The sequence below is a fragment of the Nocardioides panzhihuensis genome (assembly GCF_013408335.1).
Taxonomy (GTDB): Bacteria; Actinomycetota; Actinomycetes; order Propionibacteriales; family Nocardioidaceae; genus Nocardioides; species Nocardioides panzhihuensis.
The window spans coordinates 650,022-669,474 of record NZ_JACBZR010000001.1 but is presented as its reverse complement, the minus strand read 5'-3'; the positions used below and the strand labels follow the sequence as shown (position 1 = coordinate 669,474).

The following is a 19,453-nucleotide window of genomic DNA, read 5'->3' as shown; positions in this document are numbered from 1 at the left end:
TAGCTCGGCTCCGATCAGGCCTGCACACCGGCACCGAAAGTATGATCGGATCGTCGCATGGAGATCGAGCGCATCACCCCCATCCTGACCGTCGACGATCTCGCGACCGCCATCACCGAGCACACCGGCGTGCTCGGCATGCGTGTGGTCATGAACATGGGGTGGATCGCCTTCCTTGCTGACGGCGCCGGCCACCAGCTCGGACTGATGACCGCTGACGCGACTGCCTCGGTCAACCCGGACGTCTCGATCTTCGTCAATGATGTCGAAGCCGCCTACGCCGCGGCCGTGACCGCGGACGTCGAGATCGTCCACCCTCTGTCCACGGAAGAGTGGGGCGTGCGCCGATTCTTCTACCGCGACTCGTCCGGACGAGTGGTCAACGTCGGTTCCCACACCTGACCATCGCGCGATGCCGCCCGCGCACGGAGCGCTTCGCGAAGCTGTTTCGAGCTCGACCTCGGAGTAGCGCCCGCCTGCCAGATGGCCAGCAACAGATCCGCCCGCGGCCGCCCCCGCTCGGTCCACTCCGGCCCGAGTCCTGCTTGGTGGAGCATGTCGATCAGGACATCGTCGCCGGCTGTACGCGCTTCGGCCCAGGCCCGCGCGTACGCCTCATCGACCCGATTCAGGGTCGCCTCGCTCTCCTCGATCACGGGACTCGAACCGACCAAGGCCCGCGCCTCCCGTCGGCTACGGAGGAAGGCGATGAGGAAGTAGACGAGAGCACCGGCCCAGCAGAAGACCGACACCATCGCGACATCGAGGACGTCCAGCCCGGTGATCCGTCCCCGGACAACAGCACCACGGACGATCAGGATCAGCGCGACGATCGTCGGCAGGTACGTCAGCAGCAGGAATGCGCTCCACATCGCCGCACCCTGACCATCCATCACATCTCCACTCCGTCAGCCGAGACTCCGGCAGAGCCTAGCCGGACGCCCGGGGCGACCATCCGGCGCAGCGTCGTCAAGCCTCAGGAGCCGAGAGTGTGTCCGTCAACCATGCGTTCCGCTGCCGCAACAGCCTCGTCATGTATCGATTGAGCAGGACGACGTTCCCCAACCGTCCGATCACCCCCGCCGGCGACTCGAACTCCACGACATCCGTCATCAACGTGCCCCCGGCGGTCGGCTCGAAACGGTGCTCGTGCCGCCACCTCCGAAACGGGCCTGACCTCTGCTCGTCCACGAACCGGTGCGGAGCGTCGTACTGGCTGATCATCGACGTCATCGTGATCGGGATCCCGAAGTGGCGGGCCCTCCACGTCACCGAGTCCCCGTGACCCATCACGCCGGAGGTGACACCCGCGATGGCACGTTCACCGGAGGCGGACATCGAAGATCGGTGTGCGTCCACGGACAGGCTGAGCTCGAAGCACCGCTCCGGCGACGCCGGGATCTCAGTGGTGAGCTCGATTCGTGGCACCCGAGGATTCTAGGTCGATCCGAACGTCACACACTCGACCGATCGACGACACTCGGGTCATACGCCGAAGCGAACCCACCGATTCCGTCACGGAACAACCTCACGTCGGAAATCGCAAAGGCGGCACATCGCTGACAGTCGCCATCGCGCCTACTCTCCGACCAGCGTCGGCACCTCAGGGACGGAGGTCTGCCCGCATTGCTGGGTGTCCAGTCTCCTTGAACCCTGCCCGCTCGTACATTGCGCGTCCATCCACGGTGGCCAGAAGCTCAGCTCGCTCAACCCCACTGGTCTGCGCCCACTCCATCACCGCATCGAACGCGGCCCGTCCATGACCGCGCCCGCGAGCACCGGGAGCGGTGCTGACATTGCTCACCAGTACGTCGCCACCACGAGGTGCCGACGGGGAGGGAGCCGCATCGCGGATCGTGCCCAGCGCACACGAGACCACCACTCGGTCCACTTCCACGACGACGATCCGACAGCGTGGATCATCGAGCCTGTCAGCAAACCACTCACGGGCGTTGCGCCGCCACTCACCTGCCCCGACCGGAACACCCATGGCGGAGAACATCTCAGCCCGTAGCGCGACGACGGCGTCCAGATCGCGCTCTTTCGCCGTTCGAACGACTCGATCCTGGTTCACGAGGCCTCACGGATCGGCTCGATCGCGTCGAGCTGGGCCTGCAGTGCTCGTCGCTCGATCCGGAGTTCGTAGTGGGCCTGCAGGTTCATCCAGAACTCTGCGGAGTTCCCGAAGTACCGGGAAAGTCGTACCGCCGTGTCCGCGGTGATACCGCGCTTGCCGTGAACGATCTCATTGATCCGACGCGGCGACACACCGATCGCAACCGCCAACTTGTTCTGGGTGATCCCAAAGCCCTCGATGAAGTCCTCCATCAGAATCTCTCCCGGGTGGATCGGCTCGATCAACTCGTCATCCGTCATCACAACGCCTCCTCGCTAGTGGTAGTCGACCAGCTCGACATGCTCTGCACCGCCGTTCCCCCACACGAAGCAGATCCGCCACTGGTCATTGACCCGGATGCTGTGCTGCCCTTTGCGGCCACCCTTGAGCTGCTCGAGACGGTTGCCCGGCGGGATCCGGAGATCCTCGACGTCCATCGCAGCGTGCAGCAACTCCAGCTTTCGGAGCGCCTGGCGTTGAAGGACCTTGTCGAAGGCCTTGACGTACTGCTCGCGCCAGATGCACTCGGTGTTCTTGTCTCCGAACGACCTGATCACAAGTCAAAGAGTATAACGGAGAGCGTCAATAACGCTAGACGTTAAACCTGAACGACACCGAGTTCAAGAACAGACCTAGCTTTGATCAATGCGCGCTGGTCGCGAACACCTCTGCTAGCACACCCTCGTCACCGTCAAGGGCGCCCATCGCCAGCGCCTGGTCGATGGTGATGCCGCCGGCAGCGAGGCCGATGACAACATCTGAGGCGGCGGTAAAGACAGTGCGTGGCCGCTGATCGGTTCGGGCGAATGCGGTCGGGCCATCCTCGTCGACGCGCAGCACCATCAGGAACCCATCAACTTCTATCCCGATCTCCACGGGAGACGAGGCGGTCACACCTCGAAGCATTGCGGGCAGCGCGAGGATCAGCCAGCGCGGCTGGAACGCGTCGTCACCAGGTCCGCTCGCGAGCAGCGGTGCTCCCCAGCGGCCGAGCGCTTCCATCGGTTCCCGCAGCTCCATGCCCCAGGGCGTGAGCGCGTAAGCGACACCTGCACCTTCCAGGCGGCGATCGATGATCCCGTTCGCCTCCATGGTCTTGAGCCGCGCAGACAAGAGGTTCGTCGCGACGCCCTCGAGCGATGTCTTCAGTTCGGTGTACCGCATCGGGCCGGCCAGCAGCTCGCGCACGATGAGCAGCGTCCATCGATCGCCGACCACGTCCAGTGAGCGCGCGAGCGCACAGAACTGTCCGTAGGAGCGCGGCCCCTTGGTCTGGTTGACTTTTTCCATCATGATTGATTATATCAACTCCGTCGAAGTCGAGAGGACGGTCTGCCGTGGAGTTGAACGTCAGTTGGCTGGCCGTCGTGGTCGCGATCGCAGTCGGGATGGCGATCGCGTGGGTCTGGTACAGCGATTGGGGCCTGGTTGGCGGCACCTGGCGGAAGCTGACCGGGGTGACCAAGAAGGACTCGGCGAAGGCTGGCAAGCGTCCGTTCGCGATCTTGGTGGCATCGATCATCGTGACGGCGACAGCCCTTGCCGCCGCTTCCTCCATCGCGTCCGGATTCTTTGGCAGCGGTTCGGTCTGGCTCGCCCTGGCAGTCGGCCTGACCGCGTGGCTCGGCTTCTCACTCTCCACGCTGGCGCAACACAACGGCTTCGAGCAGAAACCGGCTCAACTCACCATGATCAACAGCGCGTACCAGCTTGCGCTGTTCCTGGGTATGTCACTTGCGGTGGGGCTGCTCCAATAGGTACCGCCTTCACCCCGAGATCGCCGACGGGGTTCGTGCAGGCCTCAGATCGGCGAGGGGTCAGCGGAGACATTTCATCGGCTGCGCCTGAAGGTCGGCTTGGGTGTTCAGTCCTGCCGCTCGATGAGGCGCAGAGCAGCGTTGGACACCAACAGGATGACGTACATGATCGTCATCGCGATCAGCGCGACGAACGCTGCGACCCGCGGCACCACCGCATAGCCCGGATCCGGGTCGATGTGTTCCCCGACGATCCCGACGACGATCAGACCAGCGACCAGGATCCCAGCCGCGACGCCGAACCAGAACGACGTGTGTAGTGGGCGCTCGAGGTTTGCCCACGCGTACCGGTTTCGCTCCGGGGTCCGGTCAGGCACCGGATCAGGTACCGGATGATGAGTCTCCGGCCCTCTTTTCCGCTTCCGCGGACGAGACCCTGCACGCCCCCATGACCGCAGGTCAGACGCTGAAGCGGGAATCGATGGCGTCCTCAGCAGCAACCAGGGACCCCGTTCGGTCAGGACTGCTAAGCACCATCGAATACACCATCGGGCCATCGTCAACTCTCGTAGTGGCACACACGGAGAACCCGGCGCGTTCGTAGAGCCGAACGTTTCTCTCGTCCGAGGTCTCCAACGCAACGCCATGGTGAGCGGATGTCGACACCGCGCCCAATCCTGCGTGAATGAGCGCCTGGCCGAGGCCCTCTCCTTGACGCTCGGGATGAACTCCCAGCGTCTCCAGACTCCAGTGACCTTCAGGCGCAGCTGGAAGGCTGGTCGAGGCGACCGCAGTGAAGCGCGCACCGTGGAGCTCTACGACTCGTTGTTGAAACTCCTCCGAGGGACGAGCTGCTGTCGGCGGCAAGAGTGCGATGACTCCGCCGAGCTGCTCGTCCACCAGGACCACGCCCTCGTCGAGCGCGTATCGAAGATAGAGATCCTGCAGTTCGGTCAACCGTCGAGAATAGTCCTCTGCCGGGATCGCCCACGTGGTCCAGGGATAATGGGCGAACGCCTCAGCGAGGACCGCCGCCAATTTCGCTGTCTCGTTCCGAGTCGCCGACCTGATCGAAGGCGCAGTCGAGGCGGTCACTTCGTCCCCGAACTAGACGTTGAAGCGGAACTCGACAACGTCGCCGTCGGCCATGACGTAGTCCTTGCCCTCCATGCGCACCTTGCCGAGGTCACGTGCCTTGGCGACGGAGCCGCACGCGATGAGGTCGTCGTAGGAGACGATCTCGGCCTTGATGAAGCCCTTCTGGAAGTCGGTGTGGATGACACCGGCGGCCTCGGGAGCGGTGGCGCCCTGGGGGATCTCCCAGGCGCGGACCTCCTTGGGCCCGGCCGTCAGGTAGGTCTGCAGGCCGAGGGTGTCGAAGCCGACGCGGGCCAGGATGTCCAGGCCAGGCTCCTCGACGCCGGCGTCGGCCAGGAACTCGCGGGCCTCGTCCTCGTCGAGCTCGACGAGCTCGGACTCGAACTTCGCGTCCAGGAAGATCGCCTCGGCGGGAGCGACCAGCTCGCGCATCGAGTCCTTCAGGGCCTCGTCGGCGAGCTCGTCGGAGTCGCAGTTGAAGACGAAGATGTAGGGCTTGGCGGTCAGCAGCATCAGGTCGCGGATCAGAGCCCGGTCGATCTTGGTGGCGATGATCGGGGTGCCGGCCTCGAGGGCCTCCTTGGCCTCGATCACAGCGGCTAGGTTGGCCTTGAGGTCGGGGGCCTTGCGCGACTCCTTCTCCAGCCGCGGGATCGCCTTCTCGACCGTCTCCAGGTCGGCCAGGATCAGCTCGGTCTGGATCGTGGAGATGTCGTTGGCGGGCTCGACCTTGCCGTCGACGTGGGTGACGTCGTCGTCGCGGAACACCCGGGTGACCTGGCAGATCGCGTCGGACTCACGGATGTGGGAGAGGAACTTGTTGCCCAGACCCTCACCCTGCGAGGCGCCGCGCACGATCCCGGCGATGTCGACGAACTGCACCGTGGCCGGCAGCAGCTTCTGGGACCCGTAGATCTTCGCCAGCTCCGGCAGCCGCTCGTCGGGCACCCCGACGACGCCGACGTTGGGCTCGATGGTGGCGAAGGGGTAGTTCGCCGCGAGTACGTCGTTCTTGGTCAGAGCGTTGAAGAGGGTCGACTTGCCCGCGTTGGGAAGTCCCACGATGCCGATGGTGAGTGCCACGATCGACAATCCTAGGGTCGTACGCCGAGCACAGCCGAAACGCGGACAGAGCCGGGGTCGGGCGGGCAAACTCGACGGCGTGAGCGAGCTTCCCGGCAGCACCCTCCCGACCGGCTTCCGCTTCGGCGCCAGCACCGCTTCCTACCAGATCGAAGGAGCGGCCGACGAGGACGGCCGAGGTCCTTCGGTGTGGGACACCTTCTGCGCCGAACCCGGGCGGATCGTCGACGGCTCCAGCGGAGCGGTGGCGTGCGACCACTACCACCGGCTCGACGAGGACCTCGCGCTGATGGCGAGGCTCGGGCTCGATGCGTACCGCTTCTCGATCTCGTGGTCCCGGGTGCTGCCGACCGGCGCGGGCGGAGTCAACCAGGCGGGCCTGGACTTCTACGACCGGCTCGTCGACGGGCTCCTCGAGCACGGCATCGCGCCGATGGCGACCCTGTTCCACTGGGACACCCCGCAGGTCCTGCAGGACGCCCATGGCGGCTGGCTGAGCCGGAAGACGGCGCAGAGATTCGGAGAGTACGCCGCGGTCCTGGGCGAGCGGCTCGCCGACCGGGTCGCCCACTGGTGCCCGGTGAACGAACCGAACGTGGTGACCGTCTTCGGCCACGCGCTCGGCATCCACGCCCCCGGTCAGGCCCTGGCCTTCGACGCACTGCCGGTCGGTCACCACCTGCTGCTCGGCCATGGCCTGGCGGTCCAGGCGCTGCGCGCCGCGGGCGCGGCCAGCATCGGCACCGCGACCAACCACATGCCGGTCTGGCCGGCGACCTCTTCGGAGGCGGATCAGGCCACCGCCAAGCTCCTGGACACGCTGTGGAACCACTCGTTCGCCGACCCGGTGCTGCTCGGCAGCTATCCCGAGGACCTCGCCGCGCTCTTCCCGGTCCAGGAAGGAGACCTGGAGGTGATCAGCGAGCCGCTCGACTTCTACGGCCTCAACTACTACAACCCGACCGCCGCTGCCGCCGCGCCGGAGGGCGCGGCGAACCCGATCGAGCAGCCGCCGATCACCGGCTATCCGACCACCGACTTCGGCTGGCCGGTCGTCCCAGACGGCCTCCACGACCTGCTGACCGCGTTGCACGAGCGCTATCCGGAGCATCCGCCGTTCGTGATCACTGAGAACGGCGCCTCCTACAACACCTCCCCCGGCGAAGGCGACGCCGACCGCATCGCCTACCTGGACCTCCACCTGCGCCAGGTCGAGCGCGCCGCGGCAGAAGGCATCGACGTCACGGGCTACTACTGCTGGTCGCTGATGGACAACTTCGAGTGGGCCGAGGGCTACACACAGCGGTTCGGACTGGTCCACATCGACTACGACACCCTCGTCCGCACCCCGCGCGACTCCTTCGACTGGTACTCATCCGTAATCGCCGCGCACAAATTGCGACGGTAAAGACCGGCCACCCCATAGGCTCGCCTCCTGTGAACGCCCCCGACGCACCACGACGACTTCGCGAACCTGCTCATCAGGTCTCCGAACGAGCACCGGCCTACTGGCGTATGACCTCGGCCATCGGTGCCGTGTTCTGGCTGGCCTTCGCGATCGGCGCGGCGGTCACGGCGGTCCTGACGCCCTCCGGTTGGTGGACGTGGCTGATCTGGCTGGCCGTTGCGCTGATGGTCTTGGCGCCGATCCCGGGAGTGACCTTCGTGCCGTCGGTCCGGTTCCGGATCCACCGGTGGGAGGTGACCGAGATCGCCGTCCACGTACGCCACGGCTGGCTCACCGTCGTCGACGAGATCGTGCCGCTCTCCCGGGTGCAGACGGTCGACTCGACCCAGGGGCCGCTGATGCGGCACTTCGGGCTGCGTACGGTCAAGGTCTCGACCGCCTCGTCCGCAGGCATCGTCGAGATCTCGTGCCTCGATGACGCGCTCGCGCTCGAGGTCGTCGCGAAGTTGGTCGCGATCACCGCGGCGACGCCTGAGGACGCGACGTGAGCACTCCGGAGACGCCCCCGACGCCCCCGACTCCCCCGCAGCCCCCGGTCCCGGAGGACGAGTGGCAGCGTCTGGCCGGATGGACGGCCGTGGTCAGCCCGATCTCGACGCTGCGCCAGGCCGTCATCCCGGTCGCCGTCGGTGCCTTCGGTGCCGGGCAGGCCAACCCGCTCATCGGCCTGCTGGTCGCTGTCGGCATCGCCGTGGTCGCCGCGGTCATCGGTCTGATCCCCTGGCTGACCACGACATATCGGGTGACCCCGACCCATCTGGAGGTCCGCAAGGGGCTGCTCAACCGCACCACCCTGACCGCCCGCCTCGACCGGGTGCGCAGCGTCGATCTCAACTCGACCCTCGTCCACCGTGCGCTCGGCGTCACCAAGGTCAGCGTCGGCACCGGGGTCGACGAGGGCCAGATCAACCTCGACTCCCTGACCAAGGAATCCGCCGCCCGGCTGCGACGCGAACTGTTGCACGCCACACCTTCGCCATCGGCGGCCGAGGCGGTCGAGCCCGGCGGCGAAGCCTCCGGCGACGAGGGCTCGACGGAGTCGACCGCCACCGGTGGCAGCGAGGTCTCGCCAGCGTCCGTCGCAGACGACGGCGAGGTGATCGCCAAGCTCGACTGGTCCTGGATCAAGTACGCCCCGCTCAACCTCAAGAACCTCGCGATCGCGCTTGGTGGCCTGGCCGCGTTCTTCGGCGCCTTCTCCGAGCTCATCCCCTGGGAGCAGACGCTCGGGCTCCGGGTCGACGACGGCGAGATCAACGGCCGGCCGATCGAGTCGTTCCTCGACATGCTGCTGATCGCGATCCCGATCGCGGTCGTCGTCGCCGTGCTGGTCTGGGCGGCCGGCTCGTGCGTCGGCTACGTCGTACGTTGGTGGGACCTCCAGGTGGTGCGCGAGCAGGGCCGCGAGGGCACCACGCTGCGGCGCAGCTTCGGCCTGACCAGCACTCGCGCGACGACGGTGGAAGAGGCGAAGGTACGCGGCGCCACCTCGACCGTCGGCCCGCTGATCGGCCTGGCCGGCGGGGCCGACCTCAACCTGCTCACGACCGGTCTCGACGACAACTTCCCCGCGGTCCTGCCGACGGCGCCGGAGTCCGTGGTGTCGACCGTGGGCAGGGACATCCTCGGCGAGGACGCGTTCTCGGCCGAGCTCACCGGCCACGGACCTCGGCCACGGCGCCGCTACTGGTTCCGGGCGCTGATCGGCACGGCGATAGTGACGTCGCTCGCGCTGGTGCCGACGGTGCTGATCGGGGTCTACGGCGACCTCTGGCTCTGGTGGCTACCGGTCGCGGTGCTGGTGATCGGGTTCGTCCTCGAGCTGCTCGGCGCCGAGCTCGCCCACCGCCACCTCGGCCACGCGCTCACCGAGCGCTATCTGGTCGTCCGATCCGGCTCCTTCACGACCGTCCGCACCGCTCTGCAGACCGAGGGCATCATCGGCTGGCGGGTCAAGCAGACCTACTTCGACCGTCGCCTCGGGCTCGCCCAGGTCACCGCCATGACAGCGGCCGGCCGGGAGTACGTGGAGGTCCCGGACGTGCCGGTCGAGACGGCCGTCGCGCTCGCGACGGCGGCCACGCCGCGTACGGTCTCGGAGTTCGTCGAATAACCCGTTTCTCCTCCGAGCGGCATCGTGGATGATCCGGCCATGACGATCCAGATCCGCCATCTCACCTTCGACTGCACCGACGCCCGCAAGCTCGGAGGGTTCTGGTCGGCGATCACCGGCTGGCACCTCTTCTACGACGAGGACCCCGAGGTGATCGTCGCCAAGAGCTTCCCCTCGACGGAGATGATGCTCCTCTTCGTCCCGGTGCCCGAGGCGAAGTCGGCGAAGAACCGCGTCCACATCGACATCAAGCCGGAGGACAGCACCCGTGACGAGCTGGTCGAGCGGGCGCTCGAGCTCGGAGCCACCGTCTTCGGCGACCACCGCAAGGAGGACGGGACCGGCTTCGTCGCGCTCCGTGACCCCGAGGGCAACGAGTTCTGCGTCGAGCGTGGCGAGCACGAGATGGCGTCGCGCGGCCCGATGACGATCGGGCTCAAGATCTGACCCAGCAGATCTGGCCTCAGCGGGTGAGCACTCCGACCCGCCCACCCGCACCGGCGGCCCAGCAGGTGCCGCCGACGCAGTCGACGGTGTGGAAGCGGGTCTGCTCGGCGCCGAACGGCTTCCAGGAGCGGCCGTTGTCGTGGGTGAGGTCGCTGCCGTTCGGGCCGACCGCGATCGCGGTGCTGCCGCCGATCCAGGCGACCGCCTCGCGGTATCCGCCCAGGTCGGAGGCTGAGTTCGTCCAGGTGCGACCACCGTCGGTGGAGTAGGCAGCACGGTCGACGCCGTCGTCCTCGAGCCCGAAGTCGCCACCCACCGCGATCCCCTGGCGGGGATTGCGGAAGCCGAGACCGAAGACTCCGGCGGCCTCGCCAGTCGCGATCGTGGAGTCGGCCGACGACCAGGTGCGGCCACCGTCGTGGGTGGCGTGGACCCTCGCGGCCGAGCCGCCACCACCGATCCAGGCGTCTCGACCGCCCGCGGTGACCAGGCAGGTCCCGCTGGCGGAGTAGCCGAGCTCACCGGGAGCCTCCAGACCACGCGTGTCCGCGATCGTCCAGGTGTCGCCGCCGTCGGCGGTGGTGATGATCCGCCACTCGCCGTCCACCGGGTCGCTCATCGCGATCCCGCGCTTGCCACCAGGCCAGAAGTCGAGACAGTTGTAGAACGCGGTCGGCTCCGCGGAGCGGAACGTCTCGGTCCAGGTCGCGCCACCGTCGACGGTCTTGTAGATCCGGCTGGCCTCGCCCTCGCCGATCGAGAGCACCACCGCCTCGCTCGCCGAGCGCGCCTCGATGTCACGGAAGAGCAGCTCGTCGGCTCCCGGTGGGGACACCTCGTCCCAGGTCCGGCCGCCATCCGTCGTACGGAAGACTCCCCCGCCGTCGCCGCCGAGCCACGCGGTGTCCGCGTCGACGGCGTCGAGCGCCCGGAACCCCTGCTTCGTATCGACGTTCACAGACGTCCAGTCGTACGCACCTCCTGGCTGCCCAGACGGCACAGACTGCACAGCCTGCGCCGCCGGCGCGAAGGTGAGGGTGGTGAGAGCGAGAGTGGCCGCCGCTGCGGCTCCGACAACGATGCGCACGGAGTTCACCCTGTCCCTGCCGGCCCATTCTGTCCACCGAACTGACAAAATTCGTCCGCCGAGACGGCACCGCGAACAGGCGAATCTGTAGTTGTGGGTGACGAATGTCGAGTTTCGTCCTCTGCAACTACAGATTCAGTCGCCAGAACCCCCGATTGGACGTGCCAATTCCACAGTCTCCGCAATTTTCTTCCATGGCCGGTTGATAGCCCCTAAAGTGAATCGCCGTGCCGCGTATCAGCGGTGCAGATGGAGAGGTTGTCATGAGCAGAACGACACTGACTAGGTGCGGGAGACTCGCGGCCGCGGGTCTTGCTGCCGCGGTGGCGGTTTCGATGCCGTACGCAGCAACCCATGCCGCAGGGCCGGAGCAGGCCACGGCCGCCAGCGGCAAGACGCCGACACAGCACGGCAAGATCGTCTCCCTGATGCAGCACATGTCGCTTCAGCAGAAGATCGGCCAGCTCTTCGTGATCGAGGTCTACGGACGCGACGCCAACACCGTCAGCGACGCGGCGAAGGCCGGGAACCAGAAGCTCTACGGGGTGGACACCCCGGCGCAGGCGATCGCGAAGTATCAGCCCGGCGGCGTCATCTACTTCACCACCCGCGGCCCCGACAACATCGGCGACCCGGCCCAGGTGGCGACCCTCTCCAACGGCCTCCAGCAGGCCGCGCTGCAGCAGCGGCCCAAGATCCCCTTGAACATCGCCGTCGACCAGGAGGGCGGCGCGCTCGTGGCGCGCTTCGGTCCTGCCAGCGGCGCGACCCAGATGCCCGGACAGATGGCGCTGGGCGCCAACGGCTCGACCGACGACGCCGCCCGTTCGGCTGAGGTGATCGGCACCGAGCTGGCCGCCGTCGGCGTCACTCAGGACTACGCCCCGGTCGCCGACGTCAACCTCAACCCCAACAACCCGGTGATCGGGATCCGCTCGCCCGGCGCCGACCCGGCCGCGGTCTCCGACATCGTCGTCGCCGAGGTCGAAGGCTTCGACGACGGCAACCTGTCCTCGATCGCCAAGCACTTCCCCGGCCACGGCGACACCGGAGTCGACAGCCACTACGGCCTGCCCGAGGTGACTCACACCCGCGAGCAGCTCGAGGAGATCGACCTGCCGCCCTTCAAGGCCGCGATCGACGCCGGGATCGACGCGATCATGACGGCGCACGTGACCGTGCCCGCGATCGACCCCACCGGTGAGCCGGCGACCATGTCCGAGCCGATCCTCACCGGCCTGCTCCGCGAGGAGATGGGCTTCGACGGCCTGATCGTCACCGACGCCCTCGACATGCAGGGCGCGGCCGCGACCTACCCGGCCGACGTCGCCCCGGTCGAGGCCTTCCTGGCCGGTGCCGACCAGCTGCTCATCCCGCCGAAGATGGACATCGCCTACGCCGCGGTCACCGACGCCGTCAAGGACGGCACCATCTCGCGCAAGCGGCTCGACCAGTCGGTCTACCGGATCCTGAAGCACAAGCTCGACAACGAGATCTTCCAGGACCCCTACGTCGACGCGGCAGCCGCTCCGGCGGTCTTCAGCAACCCGCTGCACAAGGCCGACGCCCAGTCCATCTCCGACCGCACCACCACCTTGGTGAAGAACGACGACGACCTGCTGCCGCTGGCGGCCGGGCCGAAGAACGTTCTGGTCGCGGGCTGGGGTGTCGACACGACCGCGGGCATCGCGGCCGGCCTCCAGAAGCGCGGCGCGACCACCCAGGTGCTGCAGTCGGGCACCACACCGACCGACGCGAACATCGCCGCTGCGGTCAAGGCCGCCGAGGGCAAGGACCTGGTCGTGGTGCCGACCAACAACGCCTGGCAGATCAACCCGGCGACCGGTCAGCCGACGCCCGCCGCGGTGGCCCAGACCAAGCTGGTCAAGGCCCTGCTCGACACCGACACCCCGGTGGTCGTGACCGCGATGCGCAACCCGTACGACGTCACGTCCTTCCCGGAGGCCGCGACCATCCTCAACACCTACGGCTACACCTCTCACCAGCTCGAGTCGCTGGTGCGGGTGCTCTACGGCGAGGTCGACCCGAGCGGCAAGCTGCCGGTCGAGATCCCCGACCTCTACCCGCTGGGCCACGGGCTCTCCTACTAGCCCCGAACAGGTTCCATAGAACGACGATGGCGGCCCTCCCGGAACCGGGAGGGCCGCCATCTTTCTGCTACCGGCTCAGGAGCCGTACAGCGCCCGGAGCCCGGCCGCGTCGGAGGTCTGGAACTCCAGGTCCTCCGAGCCGCCGTTGCACTGCGGGTAGTGCATGATCGAGGAGGAGTCGTACGGGGTCAGCGCACGCCAGTTGTTGTCCTCGAAGCAGGTCGCCGCCTCCGGTCGGGTGTGCTCGTGCCGGAACCCGAGGGCGTGCCCGAGCTCGTGAGCGAGGATGTCGACCGGCTCCCAGTTGCCCGACGAGAATATCGAGTCGTCGATGAGGACGTTGCGCGAGCGCTTCGAGGTCGACGGGAAGAACGCCCGCGCGATGTACTGCGTGGTGCTCACGGGCTCGACCGAGAAGAGCACGTTCGAGTTGCGAGTGTTGCAGGAGGCGTCCTGGGTCGGGTTGTAGGTGAACTCGACGGCCGTGCTCGCCGCCTCCCAGAGGCCGGCACCCTGCTCCATCGCGGTGACGATGGCGGCCTTGTCGGTGCCGAACTTGTTCGAGACGCAGTAGGTCAGGTTGAGCGCCTGCGAGGCCGACCACTTGTCGTCCTTGCCGCTGACGGTGTTGACGATGAGGCCGTCTTTCGGGACGTGCTTCGGCGTCGAGACCATCGACTCGTAGAACTTGTGCAGGTCGCCCTGGTTGGAGACGACCTCGTCGCCGTTGACGACGTACTGACCGTCGACGTCCACGTACGTGGACTCCTCGAACTCCTGGTAGCTCGGCGCCTCTCCGGCGGATGCGGGAACCATCGACGCAGTCAGCGCCGCGGCACCCGCAGCCGCGGCGATCATCATGGGAATACGAACTCGCATAGCTCTTCCTCCTGGATTCATGAACGACCACCGGCGATCGACGCCGGCGGCCACAGGAGATTCAAACGTTGACCCAGGGGAACGGCTATAGAAACTATGGTCAAATCCGTGTTGAACAGGCAAAAGTTTCAACGCGAACGCGTGGGTTTGTCGTCGGTCACGTCACGGGGCGGGCCAGATCACCTTGTCCGTATCGTCGACGACGGCCTCGGCGAAGGACGTGTCGAACCAGGAGGCGGCGTCCTCGGGCGTGACCTTCTGCCCGGCGTACGTCGTCACGACCCCGGCCAGCGCGGCGACGTTGTCGGGGTCGACCGAGCCGAACCTGCCCGGCAGCGGGTTGTCGGCAGCCACCTCGACCTCGGTGCGCCAGATCGCCGTCTCGTGCTTCTCGTCGGACTCGGCGCCGGCGAGGTCGTGCTGATAGCCGATGCACTCCTCGACGTGCTCGTCGGCAGCGCAGTAGGCGTAGGCCTTGAAGATGGCGCGGAGGAAGTCCTGGACCGCGGTGGGGTGCTTCTTCGCCCAAGCGGGGTTGACGGAGTAGGCGCCCAGGGAGCCGGGCACGTCGAAGTCGGTCGGCTCCCAGACGGTGACCTCCTCGCCGGCTTCCTTCAGCTGGTTGGGCTCGTTGGAGACGAACCCGACCAGCGCGTCGACCTGCCCACGGGTCAGGATGCCGGGGTCGTAGCCGACCTTGACCTGCTTCACCTTCGACATGTCGACCCCCGCCTGGGCGAGCATCGCCTGCACACCGACCGGCACCCAGCCCTTGTGGCCGAGGGTCTTGCCCTCGAGCTGGGCGAGATCGGTGATGTCGGAGCGGGTCATCAGCACATCGAGACCGGCGTTGGAGTAGGACGAGACACCGAGCACCTTCAGGCCGCTCGCGTTGGAGGTCATGATGTCCTGCTCGGAGAGCGGCCCGACCTGGACCTTCCCGGCGGCGATCAGCTTGGCGTTCTGGGAGACGTCGCCCGAGCCCGGCTGGAGCTCGACGTCGAGGCAGAGGTCGTTGAAGTAGCCCAACCGGTCCGCGGCGATCGCTTCCATGATCGAGGCCGACGCCTGCCAGTAGTAGCCCGACATATAGGTGATCTTCCCGGCCTCCTCGTTCTGCTCGCAGCGCTCGGCCGAGACCGCGCTCCCCTGCTCACCCGCAGCCTCCTGCGAGGACCCGCAGGCGGTCAGCGCAGCCAGCAGGACGAGCACCGAGGCGAGGGCAGGGGCTATCGGACGTACGCGGGACATCAAGGGCTCCTTAGGAGGATCAGGGCTGGTGCCAGCGGAGCACTCGCCGCTCGGCGAGCGTCACGAACCAGAACAGCAGCGATCCGAGCGCCGCGAGGACGAAGATCGCTGCCCACACGGTAGCCAGTCTGTTCTGTGAGCTGGCCACCTGTATCACGCTGCCGAGCCCGTCCGCCGAGCCCGCGGCGGCGAGCTCGGCCACCACGGCGCCGATCATCGAGAGCGGGAAGACGATCCTCAGAGACGCGAAGACGTAGGGCAGCGACGCCGGGACCCGCAGGTGCCGCAGCACCTCCAGCCGGCTCGCGGCCACGGTGCGGTAGACCTCCAGCACCGGGCCCGGCACCGTGCGCAGCCCGGTCGCCACGTTGATCAGGATCGGAAAGAAGCAGACCAGGGCGGTCAGGACGACCTTCGGCGCCATCCCGAAGCCGAGCGCGACCACCAGCAGCGGCGCGATCGCCACGAGCGGTGTCACCGAGAGCACCACCGCCAGCGGCATCACCGCTCGCCGCACCACCGCGACCTCGCTCACCACCACGGCGAGCGCGAAGGCCGCGACGAACCCGATCCCGAGCCCCACCATCGCCTCGCCGAGCGTGATCAGGGTGTTCTCCAGGAAGTAGGCCGGATCCTCGCTCAGCACCCCCGCGATCTCGCCGAGCGGCACGAACAGGTAGGGCATCTGCCGTGCCCCGATGCCCCACGCGACCGCGAGCACCACGACGAGGAGGACGAACGGGAGCCAGTACGCCGGTCGGAGCAGCCGAGTCCGGCGACGTAGGCGGCGAGCGGCGAGCTGCTCGGGGGTGGGGACGAGCAGATGCGGCCGTCTCGGTGGGCTCGGCTGCGTGCCTGTCTGTGCGCCTGGCTGGAGGCTCATCAGACCACCTCGCCGTGGCTGAAGGCATCCCTCAGGCTGTCGCGGAGGGCCAGCTCGTAGGCGTGGAACTGCGGCGAGGTGATGATCTCCTGGTGGCGCGGGCGGGGCAGGTCGATGTCGATGACGTCGGTGATCCGGCCAGGCCTCGGCGCCATCACCACCACTCGGTCCGACAGTCTGACGGCCTCGGAGATCGAATGGGTGACGAAGACGACCGTCGCGCGGGTCTGCTCCCACAGCTCCAGCAGCTGCTCCTGGAGAGCCTCCCGGGTGAACTCGTCGAGAGCGCCGAACGGCTCGTCGAGAAGGAGTACGTCGGGACGCAGCCCGAAGGCACGTACGATCGCGGTCCGCTGCTTCATGCCGCCCGACAGCTCGGCCGGCAGCTTGTGGAGCGACTCCCCCAGACCGACATCGCGCAGCATCGCCTCCAGGTCGGGGCGGCCGCGATCACTCCGACGGTTGACCTTGTGGGGCAACGTCACGTTGCCGAGCACGCTCAGCCAGGGCAGCAGCGCAGGAGACTGCGGCACGAACCCGAAGGCCTTCGCCTCGGCCGCCTCCTTCGGCGTCAGGTCGCAGACGGTGATCTTCCCCGCGTCGGCCGACTCCTGCCCGCTGATCAGGCGCAACAAGGTCGACTTCCCACAACCTGAGGGGCCGATGATGCTCACGAACGTGCCCGGCTCGATGGTCAGGTCGACGTCGTCCAGGGCGATCAGATCGACGAGGTCGGCCTGCTCGTAGAGACGACGAACCCCGTGCATCTCGATCGTCGCGCTGCCCACGCCTCAAACGGTAGTCCACCGGGCCTCCCCGATAGTCTGACGGGCGTGCGTATCGCCACCTGGAACATCAACTCCATCCGCTCCCGCATCGACCGCGTCGAGGCCTTCCTCGAACGACACTCGATCGACGTGCTCGCCCTGCAGGAGACCAAGGCCAAGCCCGACCAGATCCCGACGATGGGGCTGGAGGCGCGCGGCTACGAGGTGGCCTCGGTGGGCTATGACCAGTGGAACGGCGTCGCGCTGGTCTCCCGAGTGGGACTGGACGACGTCCAGGTCGGGTTCGAGGGGATGCCCTCGTTCAAGGACGTGGCCGAGGCCCGCGCCCTCACAGCGACGTGCGGCGGCGTACGTGTGACCTCGGTCTATGTCCCCAACGGCCGCAAGCCCGACGACCCGCACTACGCCTACAAGCTGGAGTGGCTCACCGCCCTGCAGAAGGCGGCGACCGCCTGGCACGACGGGCCGTCGGCCATGGTCGGCGACTGGAACGTCTGCCCCTACGACGAGGACTGCTTCGACCCCAAGCAGTTCGTCGGCAAGACCCACCTCACCCCCGCCGAGCGCGACGCCTTCTTCGCCATCGAGAAGGACTTCAAGGACGTCGTACGCCCCTTCGTGCCCGGCCCGGAGGCCTACACCTACTTCGACTACTACCGGCAGCGCTTCGAGCGCAACCGCGGCCTGCGCATCGACTTCGTCCTCGGCTCGCCGACGTTCGCCTCGCGGGTCACCGGCGCCTTCGTCGACCTCGACGAGCGCAACCCTGCCATCGGCACCGGCTCCCCCTCCGACCATGCTCCGGTGATCGTCGACATCGCCGACTGAGGCCGGCTCCCTCGGCTACTTCGGCTCTCTCGGCTACTTCGGTGGCTTCGGCGGCAGCGACTCTGCCGTCGTCACGCCGCGGCCGACCCAGTCGGCGAGCGCGTCGCCGCGGACCAGGTCGGCGGCGACGTTGACGTAGCCGGACATCGTCCGGGCGCCCATGATCGTCGGTTCCGCACCTGCCGCGATGGCGGCCTCGTAGGCCGACTTGCCGGTGCGCACGAGCAGGTCGTCGAGGCCGACTGCGCACGCCATGTTGCCGTTCACCATGAACGCCAGCCCACCGAACATCTTCATCTCGGTGGCACCGGCAGGCATCAGGTCGCGCACTCGTTCGGCCAGTTCAGTGTCGTAGGCCATGTGTCTATGGAATCACGACTCGGCGCAACTGTCGCCGATCGAACACCTGTGCCTGACCCAAACTGTCGGTGGTCCCTGCGAGGATCAGTGGCATGGAGATCTGGATCCTTGTGCTCGGCCTGGTGATCGGTCTTGTCCTGGGTGCGCTCCTCGGGGTGCTGTGGGTGCGCGCGCGGAGCGTGGGCACGGTCGCGGCGGGGATGGTGGACCAGGCAGAGGTGATGCAGGGCCTCGACCGGCTCAGCGACCAGATGCAGCATCTCGACCGGGAGCGGGCTCGCTGGCAGGGACAGTTCGAGACCGAGGTCGGCCGGCTGCAGACCGAGACCCGGACGCTGTCGACCGCGCTGCGCAAGCCCCAGGTCAGGGGCCGTTGGGGCGAGATGCACCTACGGCGTGCGGTGGAGCTCGCCGGTCTGGTGGACAAGTGCGACTTCTCCGAGCAGGTCCATCTCGAGGATGGCCGGCTGCGTCCCGACCTGGTGGTGCACCTGTCCGGCAACAAGGAGCTGGTCGTCGACTCCAAGGTCCCGCTGGATGCCTACCTCGATGCAGCCGCCGCGGACAACGAGGACGACTACCGGACTCATCTGCGCAGACACACCGCCCAGCTGCGTACGCATGTGGACCAGCTGGCCTCGAAGGCCTACTGGCGCTTCCTGGAGGAGTCGCCCGAGTTCGTCGTGCTGTTCGTGCCCGCGGAGTCGTTCCTCTCGGCTGCGCTTGAGACCGAGCCCGGCCTGATCGAGTACGCCGCGGAGCGCCGCGTCGTGCTCGCCTCACCGACGACGCTGATCGCCCTGCTGCGCACGGTCGCGCACGGATGGTCCCACGAAGCCCTCGCCGAGCAGGCCCGCGAGATCCACCGCCTCGGCCGCGACCTGCACCAGCGCCTCGGCACGATGTCCACCCATCTGGACGGCATCGGGCGTTCGCTCAACACCGCGGTGACTCGCTACAACCAGGCGATCGGATCGTTCGACAACCGGGTCCTGGTGGCCGCCCGTCGTTTCAATGAACTATCGGTAACCGACGACGATCTCGGGACGCCGCGACCCGTCGAGATTCGAGCCGTGGAGCGGCTGAGCAGCGTAAGGGAGGATGATCGGCGCGCCGCCGAGAATGACGGTGTGCCGGGCCCTACCGTGGGTTCTGATACACAGGCTGCATACGAGAGATCGTGA

24 protein-coding genes are annotated in these 19,453 nt (G+C 67.3%); 9 read left to right on the top strand and 15 right to left on the bottom strand.

Features of this window, described 5'->3' with window-relative positions:
* Positions 1 to 57: 57 nt before the first annotated feature.
* Positions 58 to 402 carry a VOC family protein gene (locus BJ988_RS03020; protein ID WP_179656641.1) on the top strand — a complete coding sequence of 115 codons (345 nt, stop codon included), beginning with the start codon at positions 58 to 60 and terminating at the stop codon, positions 400 to 402.
* Here BJ988_RS03020 and BJ988_RS03015 read toward each other — a convergent pair.
* The 6 genes from BJ988_RS03015 to BJ988_RS02990 all read right to left on the bottom strand — a co-directional run bounded on the left by BJ988_RS03015 (position 354) and on the right by BJ988_RS02990 (position 3,406).
* Positions 354 to 872, bottom strand: coding sequence for a hypothetical protein (locus tag BJ988_RS03015; protein WP_179656639.1), 519 nt, complete (start codon positions 870 to 872; stop codon positions 354 to 356). The two genes, BJ988_RS03020 and BJ988_RS03015, sit on opposite strands and share 49 nt — an antisense overlap.
* A 97-nt stretch (positions 873 to 969) precedes the next feature.
* On the bottom strand, positions 970 to 1,428 hold the full coding sequence (locus BJ988_RS03010; RefSeq protein WP_179656637.1) for an SRPBCC family protein: 459 nt from the start codon (positions 1,426 to 1,428) through the stop codon (positions 970 to 972).
* A 175-nt stretch (positions 1,429 to 1,603) separates the two neighbouring features.
* Positions 1,604 to 1,990 carry a GNAT family N-acetyltransferase gene (locus BJ988_RS03005; protein WP_343051432.1) on the bottom strand — a complete coding sequence of 129 codons (387 nt, stop codon included), beginning with the start codon at positions 1,988 to 1,990 and terminating at the stop codon, positions 1,604 to 1,606.
* An 80-nt stretch (positions 1,991 to 2,070) separates the two neighbouring features.
* Positions 2,071 to 2,376 carry a HigA family addiction module antitoxin gene (locus BJ988_RS03000; protein WP_179661309.1) on the bottom strand — a complete coding sequence of 102 codons (306 nt, stop codon included), beginning with the start codon at positions 2,374 to 2,376 and terminating at the stop codon, positions 2,071 to 2,073.
* Between the two features lie 15 nt (positions 2,377 to 2,391).
* Entirely contained in the window at positions 2,392 to 2,673 is a 282-nt protein-coding gene (locus BJ988_RS02995; RefSeq protein WP_179656633.1) for a type II toxin-antitoxin system RelE/ParE family toxin, read from the bottom strand.
* 85 nt (positions 2,674 to 2,758) lie between these two features.
* Entirely contained in the window at positions 2,759 to 3,406 is a 648-nt protein-coding gene (locus tag BJ988_RS02990; RefSeq protein ID WP_179656631.1) for a winged helix-turn-helix transcriptional regulator, read from the bottom strand.
* A gap of 47 nt (positions 3,407 to 3,453) precedes the next feature.
* Here BJ988_RS02990 and BJ988_RS02985 point away from each other — a divergent pair, with 47 nt between their 5' ends.
* The gene (locus BJ988_RS02985; RefSeq protein ID WP_179656629.1) at positions 3,454 to 3,873 is read left to right on the top strand and encodes a DUF1761 family protein; all 420 of its coding nucleotides are present in this window, start codon (positions 3,454 to 3,456) and stop codon (positions 3,871 to 3,873) included.
* A gap of 107 nt (positions 3,874 to 3,980) precedes the next feature.
* Here BJ988_RS02985 and BJ988_RS02980 read toward each other — a convergent pair whose 3' ends face one another.
* The 3 genes from BJ988_RS02980 to ychF form a co-directional block, all read right to left on the bottom strand.
* Positions 3,981 to 4,250: a hypothetical protein gene (locus BJ988_RS02980; RefSeq protein WP_179656627.1), complete on the bottom strand. Its 270-nt coding sequence runs from the start codon at positions 4,248 to 4,250 to the stop codon at positions 3,981 to 3,983.
* Positions 4,251 to 4,332: 82 nt separating this feature from the next.
* Positions 4,333 to 4,830, bottom strand: coding sequence for a GNAT family N-acetyltransferase (locus BJ988_RS02975; protein WP_218860558.1), 498 nt, complete (start codon positions 4,828 to 4,830; stop codon positions 4,333 to 4,335).
* Positions 4,831 to 4,980: 150 nt separating this feature from the next.
* Positions 4,981 to 6,054, bottom strand: coding sequence for a redox-regulated ATPase YchF (ychF, locus tag BJ988_RS02970; RefSeq protein WP_179656625.1), 1,074 nt, complete (start codon positions 6,052 to 6,054; stop codon positions 4,981 to 4,983).
* Positions 6,055 to 6,133: 79 nt separating this feature from the next.
* On the opposite strand from ychF, the gene BJ988_RS02965 reads away from it, so the two are divergent.
* Genes BJ988_RS02965 through BJ988_RS02950 form a run of 4 tightly spaced genes read left to right on the top strand, consistent with a single transcriptional unit; the run spans position 6,134 to position 10,082 of the window.
* Entirely contained in the window at positions 6,134 to 7,462 is a 1,329-nt protein-coding gene (locus BJ988_RS02965) for a GH1 family beta-glucosidase (protein WP_179656624.1), read from the top strand.
* Positions 7,463 to 7,491: 29 nt separating this feature from the next.
* A complete protein-coding gene (locus BJ988_RS31230) occupies positions 7,492 to 8,010 on the top strand; it encodes a PH domain-containing protein (RefSeq protein ID WP_179656622.1) in 519 nt (172 codons plus the stop codon).
* The gene (locus BJ988_RS02955; protein ID WP_179656620.1) at positions 8,007 to 9,635 is read left to right on the top strand and encodes a PH domain-containing protein; all 1,629 of its coding nucleotides are present in this window, start codon (positions 8,007 to 8,009) and stop codon (positions 9,633 to 9,635) included. The genes BJ988_RS31230 and BJ988_RS02955 overlap by 4 nt, the downstream gene beginning before the upstream one ends.
* Positions 9,636 to 9,674: 39 nt before the next feature.
* Positions 9,675 to 10,082, top strand: a complete 408-nt coding sequence (locus BJ988_RS02950; RefSeq protein ID WP_179656618.1) for a VOC family protein — start codon at positions 9,675 to 9,677, stop codon at positions 10,080 to 10,082.
* A 16-nt stretch (positions 10,083 to 10,098) separates the two neighbouring features.
* Here BJ988_RS02950 and BJ988_RS02945 read toward each other — a convergent pair whose 3' ends face one another.
* On the bottom strand, positions 10,099 to 11,169 hold the full coding sequence (locus BJ988_RS02945) for a WD40/YVTN/BNR-like repeat-containing protein (RefSeq protein ID WP_179656616.1): 1,071 nt from the start codon (positions 11,167 to 11,169) through the stop codon (positions 10,099 to 10,101).
* A gap of 263 nt (positions 11,170 to 11,432) precedes the next feature.
* On the opposite strand from BJ988_RS02945, the gene BJ988_RS02940 reads away from it, so the two are divergent.
* Positions 11,433 to 13,280, top strand: a complete 1,848-nt coding sequence (locus BJ988_RS02940) for a glycoside hydrolase family 3 protein (protein WP_179656614.1) — start codon at positions 11,433 to 11,435, stop codon at positions 13,278 to 13,280.
* 75 nt (positions 13,281 to 13,355) lie between these two features.
* Here BJ988_RS02940 and BJ988_RS02935 read toward each other — a convergent pair whose 3' ends face one another.
* The 4 genes from BJ988_RS02935 to BJ988_RS02920 all read right to left on the bottom strand — a co-directional run bounded on the left by BJ988_RS02935 (position 13,356) and on the right by BJ988_RS02920 (position 17,081).
* Positions 13,356 to 14,159, bottom strand: a complete 804-nt coding sequence (locus tag BJ988_RS02935; protein WP_179656613.1) for a M57 family metalloprotease — start codon at positions 14,157 to 14,159, stop codon at positions 13,356 to 13,358.
* 162 nt (positions 14,160 to 14,321) lie between these two features.
* Complete coding sequence (locus tag BJ988_RS02930; protein ID WP_179656611.1) at positions 14,322 to 15,410, bottom strand: ABC transporter substrate-binding protein; 1,089 nt, start codon at positions 15,408 to 15,410, stop codon at positions 14,322 to 14,324.
* Positions 15,411 to 15,429: 19 nt separating this feature from the next.
* Positions 15,430 to 16,293, bottom strand: coding sequence for an ABC transporter permease (locus BJ988_RS02925; RefSeq protein WP_179656610.1), 864 nt, complete (start codon positions 16,291 to 16,293; stop codon positions 15,430 to 15,432).
* Positions 16,293 to 17,081, bottom strand: a complete 789-nt coding sequence (locus tag BJ988_RS02920) for an ABC transporter ATP-binding protein (protein ID WP_343051430.1) — start codon at positions 17,079 to 17,081, stop codon at positions 16,293 to 16,295. Before BJ988_RS02920 ends, BJ988_RS02925 begins: the two co-directional genes overlap by 1 nt.
* A 45-nt stretch (positions 17,082 to 17,126) precedes the next feature.
* Here BJ988_RS02920 and BJ988_RS02915 point away from each other — a divergent pair, with 45 nt between their 5' ends.
* Complete coding sequence (locus tag BJ988_RS02915) at positions 17,127 to 17,909, top strand: exodeoxyribonuclease III (RefSeq protein WP_179656608.1); 783 nt, start codon at positions 17,127 to 17,129, stop codon at positions 17,907 to 17,909.
* A 33-nt stretch (positions 17,910 to 17,942) separates the two neighbouring features.
* Here the strand turns inward: BJ988_RS02915 and BJ988_RS02910 are convergent, their stop codons facing one another.
* Entirely contained in the window at positions 17,943 to 18,269 is a 327-nt protein-coding gene (locus BJ988_RS02910; protein WP_179656606.1) for a TfoX/Sxy family protein, read from the bottom strand.
* Between the two features lie 92 nt (positions 18,270 to 18,361).
* On the opposite strand from BJ988_RS02910, the gene BJ988_RS02905 reads away from it, so the two are divergent.
* Positions 18,362 to 19,453: a DNA recombination protein RmuC gene (locus tag BJ988_RS02905; RefSeq protein WP_179656605.1), complete on the top strand. Its 1,092-nt coding sequence runs from the start codon at positions 18,362 to 18,364 to the stop codon at positions 19,451 to 19,453.

Bases quoted from the DNA above. Each gene is read 5' to 3' on its own strand.
- BJ988_RS03020 (WP_179656641.1), top strand. From the start codon at position 58: ATGGAGATCGAGCGCATCACCCCCATCCTGACCGTCGACGATCTCGCG.
- BJ988_RS03015 (WP_179656639.1), bottom strand. From the start codon at position 872: ATGTGGAGCGCATTCCTGCTGCTGACGTACCTGCCGACGATCGTCGCG.
- BJ988_RS03005 (WP_343051432.1), bottom strand. From the start codon at position 1,990: ATGGGTGTTCCGGTCGGGGCAGGTGAGTGGCGGCGCAACGCCCGTGAG.
- BJ988_RS03000 (WP_179661309.1), bottom strand. From the start codon at position 2,376: ATGACGGATGACGAGTTGATCGAGCCGATCCACCCGGGAGAGATTCTG.
- BJ988_RS02990 (WP_179656631.1), bottom strand. From the start codon at position 3,406: ATGGAAAAAGTCAACCAGACCAAGGGGCCGCGCTCCTACGGACAGTTC.
- BJ988_RS02950 (WP_179656618.1), top strand. From the start codon at position 9,675: ATGACGATCCAGATCCGCCATCTCACCTTCGACTGCACCGACGCCCGC.
- BJ988_RS02940 (WP_179656614.1), top strand. From the start codon at position 11,433: ATGAGCAGAACGACACTGACTAGGTGCGGGAGACTCGCGGCCGCGGGT.
- BJ988_RS02935 (WP_179656613.1), bottom strand. From the start codon at position 14,159: ATGCGAGTTCGTATTCCCATGATGATCGCCGCGGCTGCGGGTGCCGCG.
- BJ988_RS02930 (WP_179656611.1), bottom strand. From the start codon at position 15,410: ATGTCCCGCGTACGTCCGATAGCCCCTGCCCTCGCCTCGGTGCTCGTC.
- BJ988_RS02925 (WP_179656610.1), bottom strand. From the start codon at position 16,293: ATGAGCCTCCAGCCAGGCGCACAGACAGGCACGCAGCCGAGCCCACCG.
- BJ988_RS02910 (WP_179656606.1), bottom strand. From the start codon at position 18,269: ATGGCCTACGACACTGAACTGGCCGAACGAGTGCGCGACCTGATGCCT.
- BJ988_RS02905 (WP_179656605.1), top strand. From the start codon at position 18,362: ATGGAGATCTGGATCCTTGTGCTCGGCCTGGTGATCGGTCTTGTCCTG.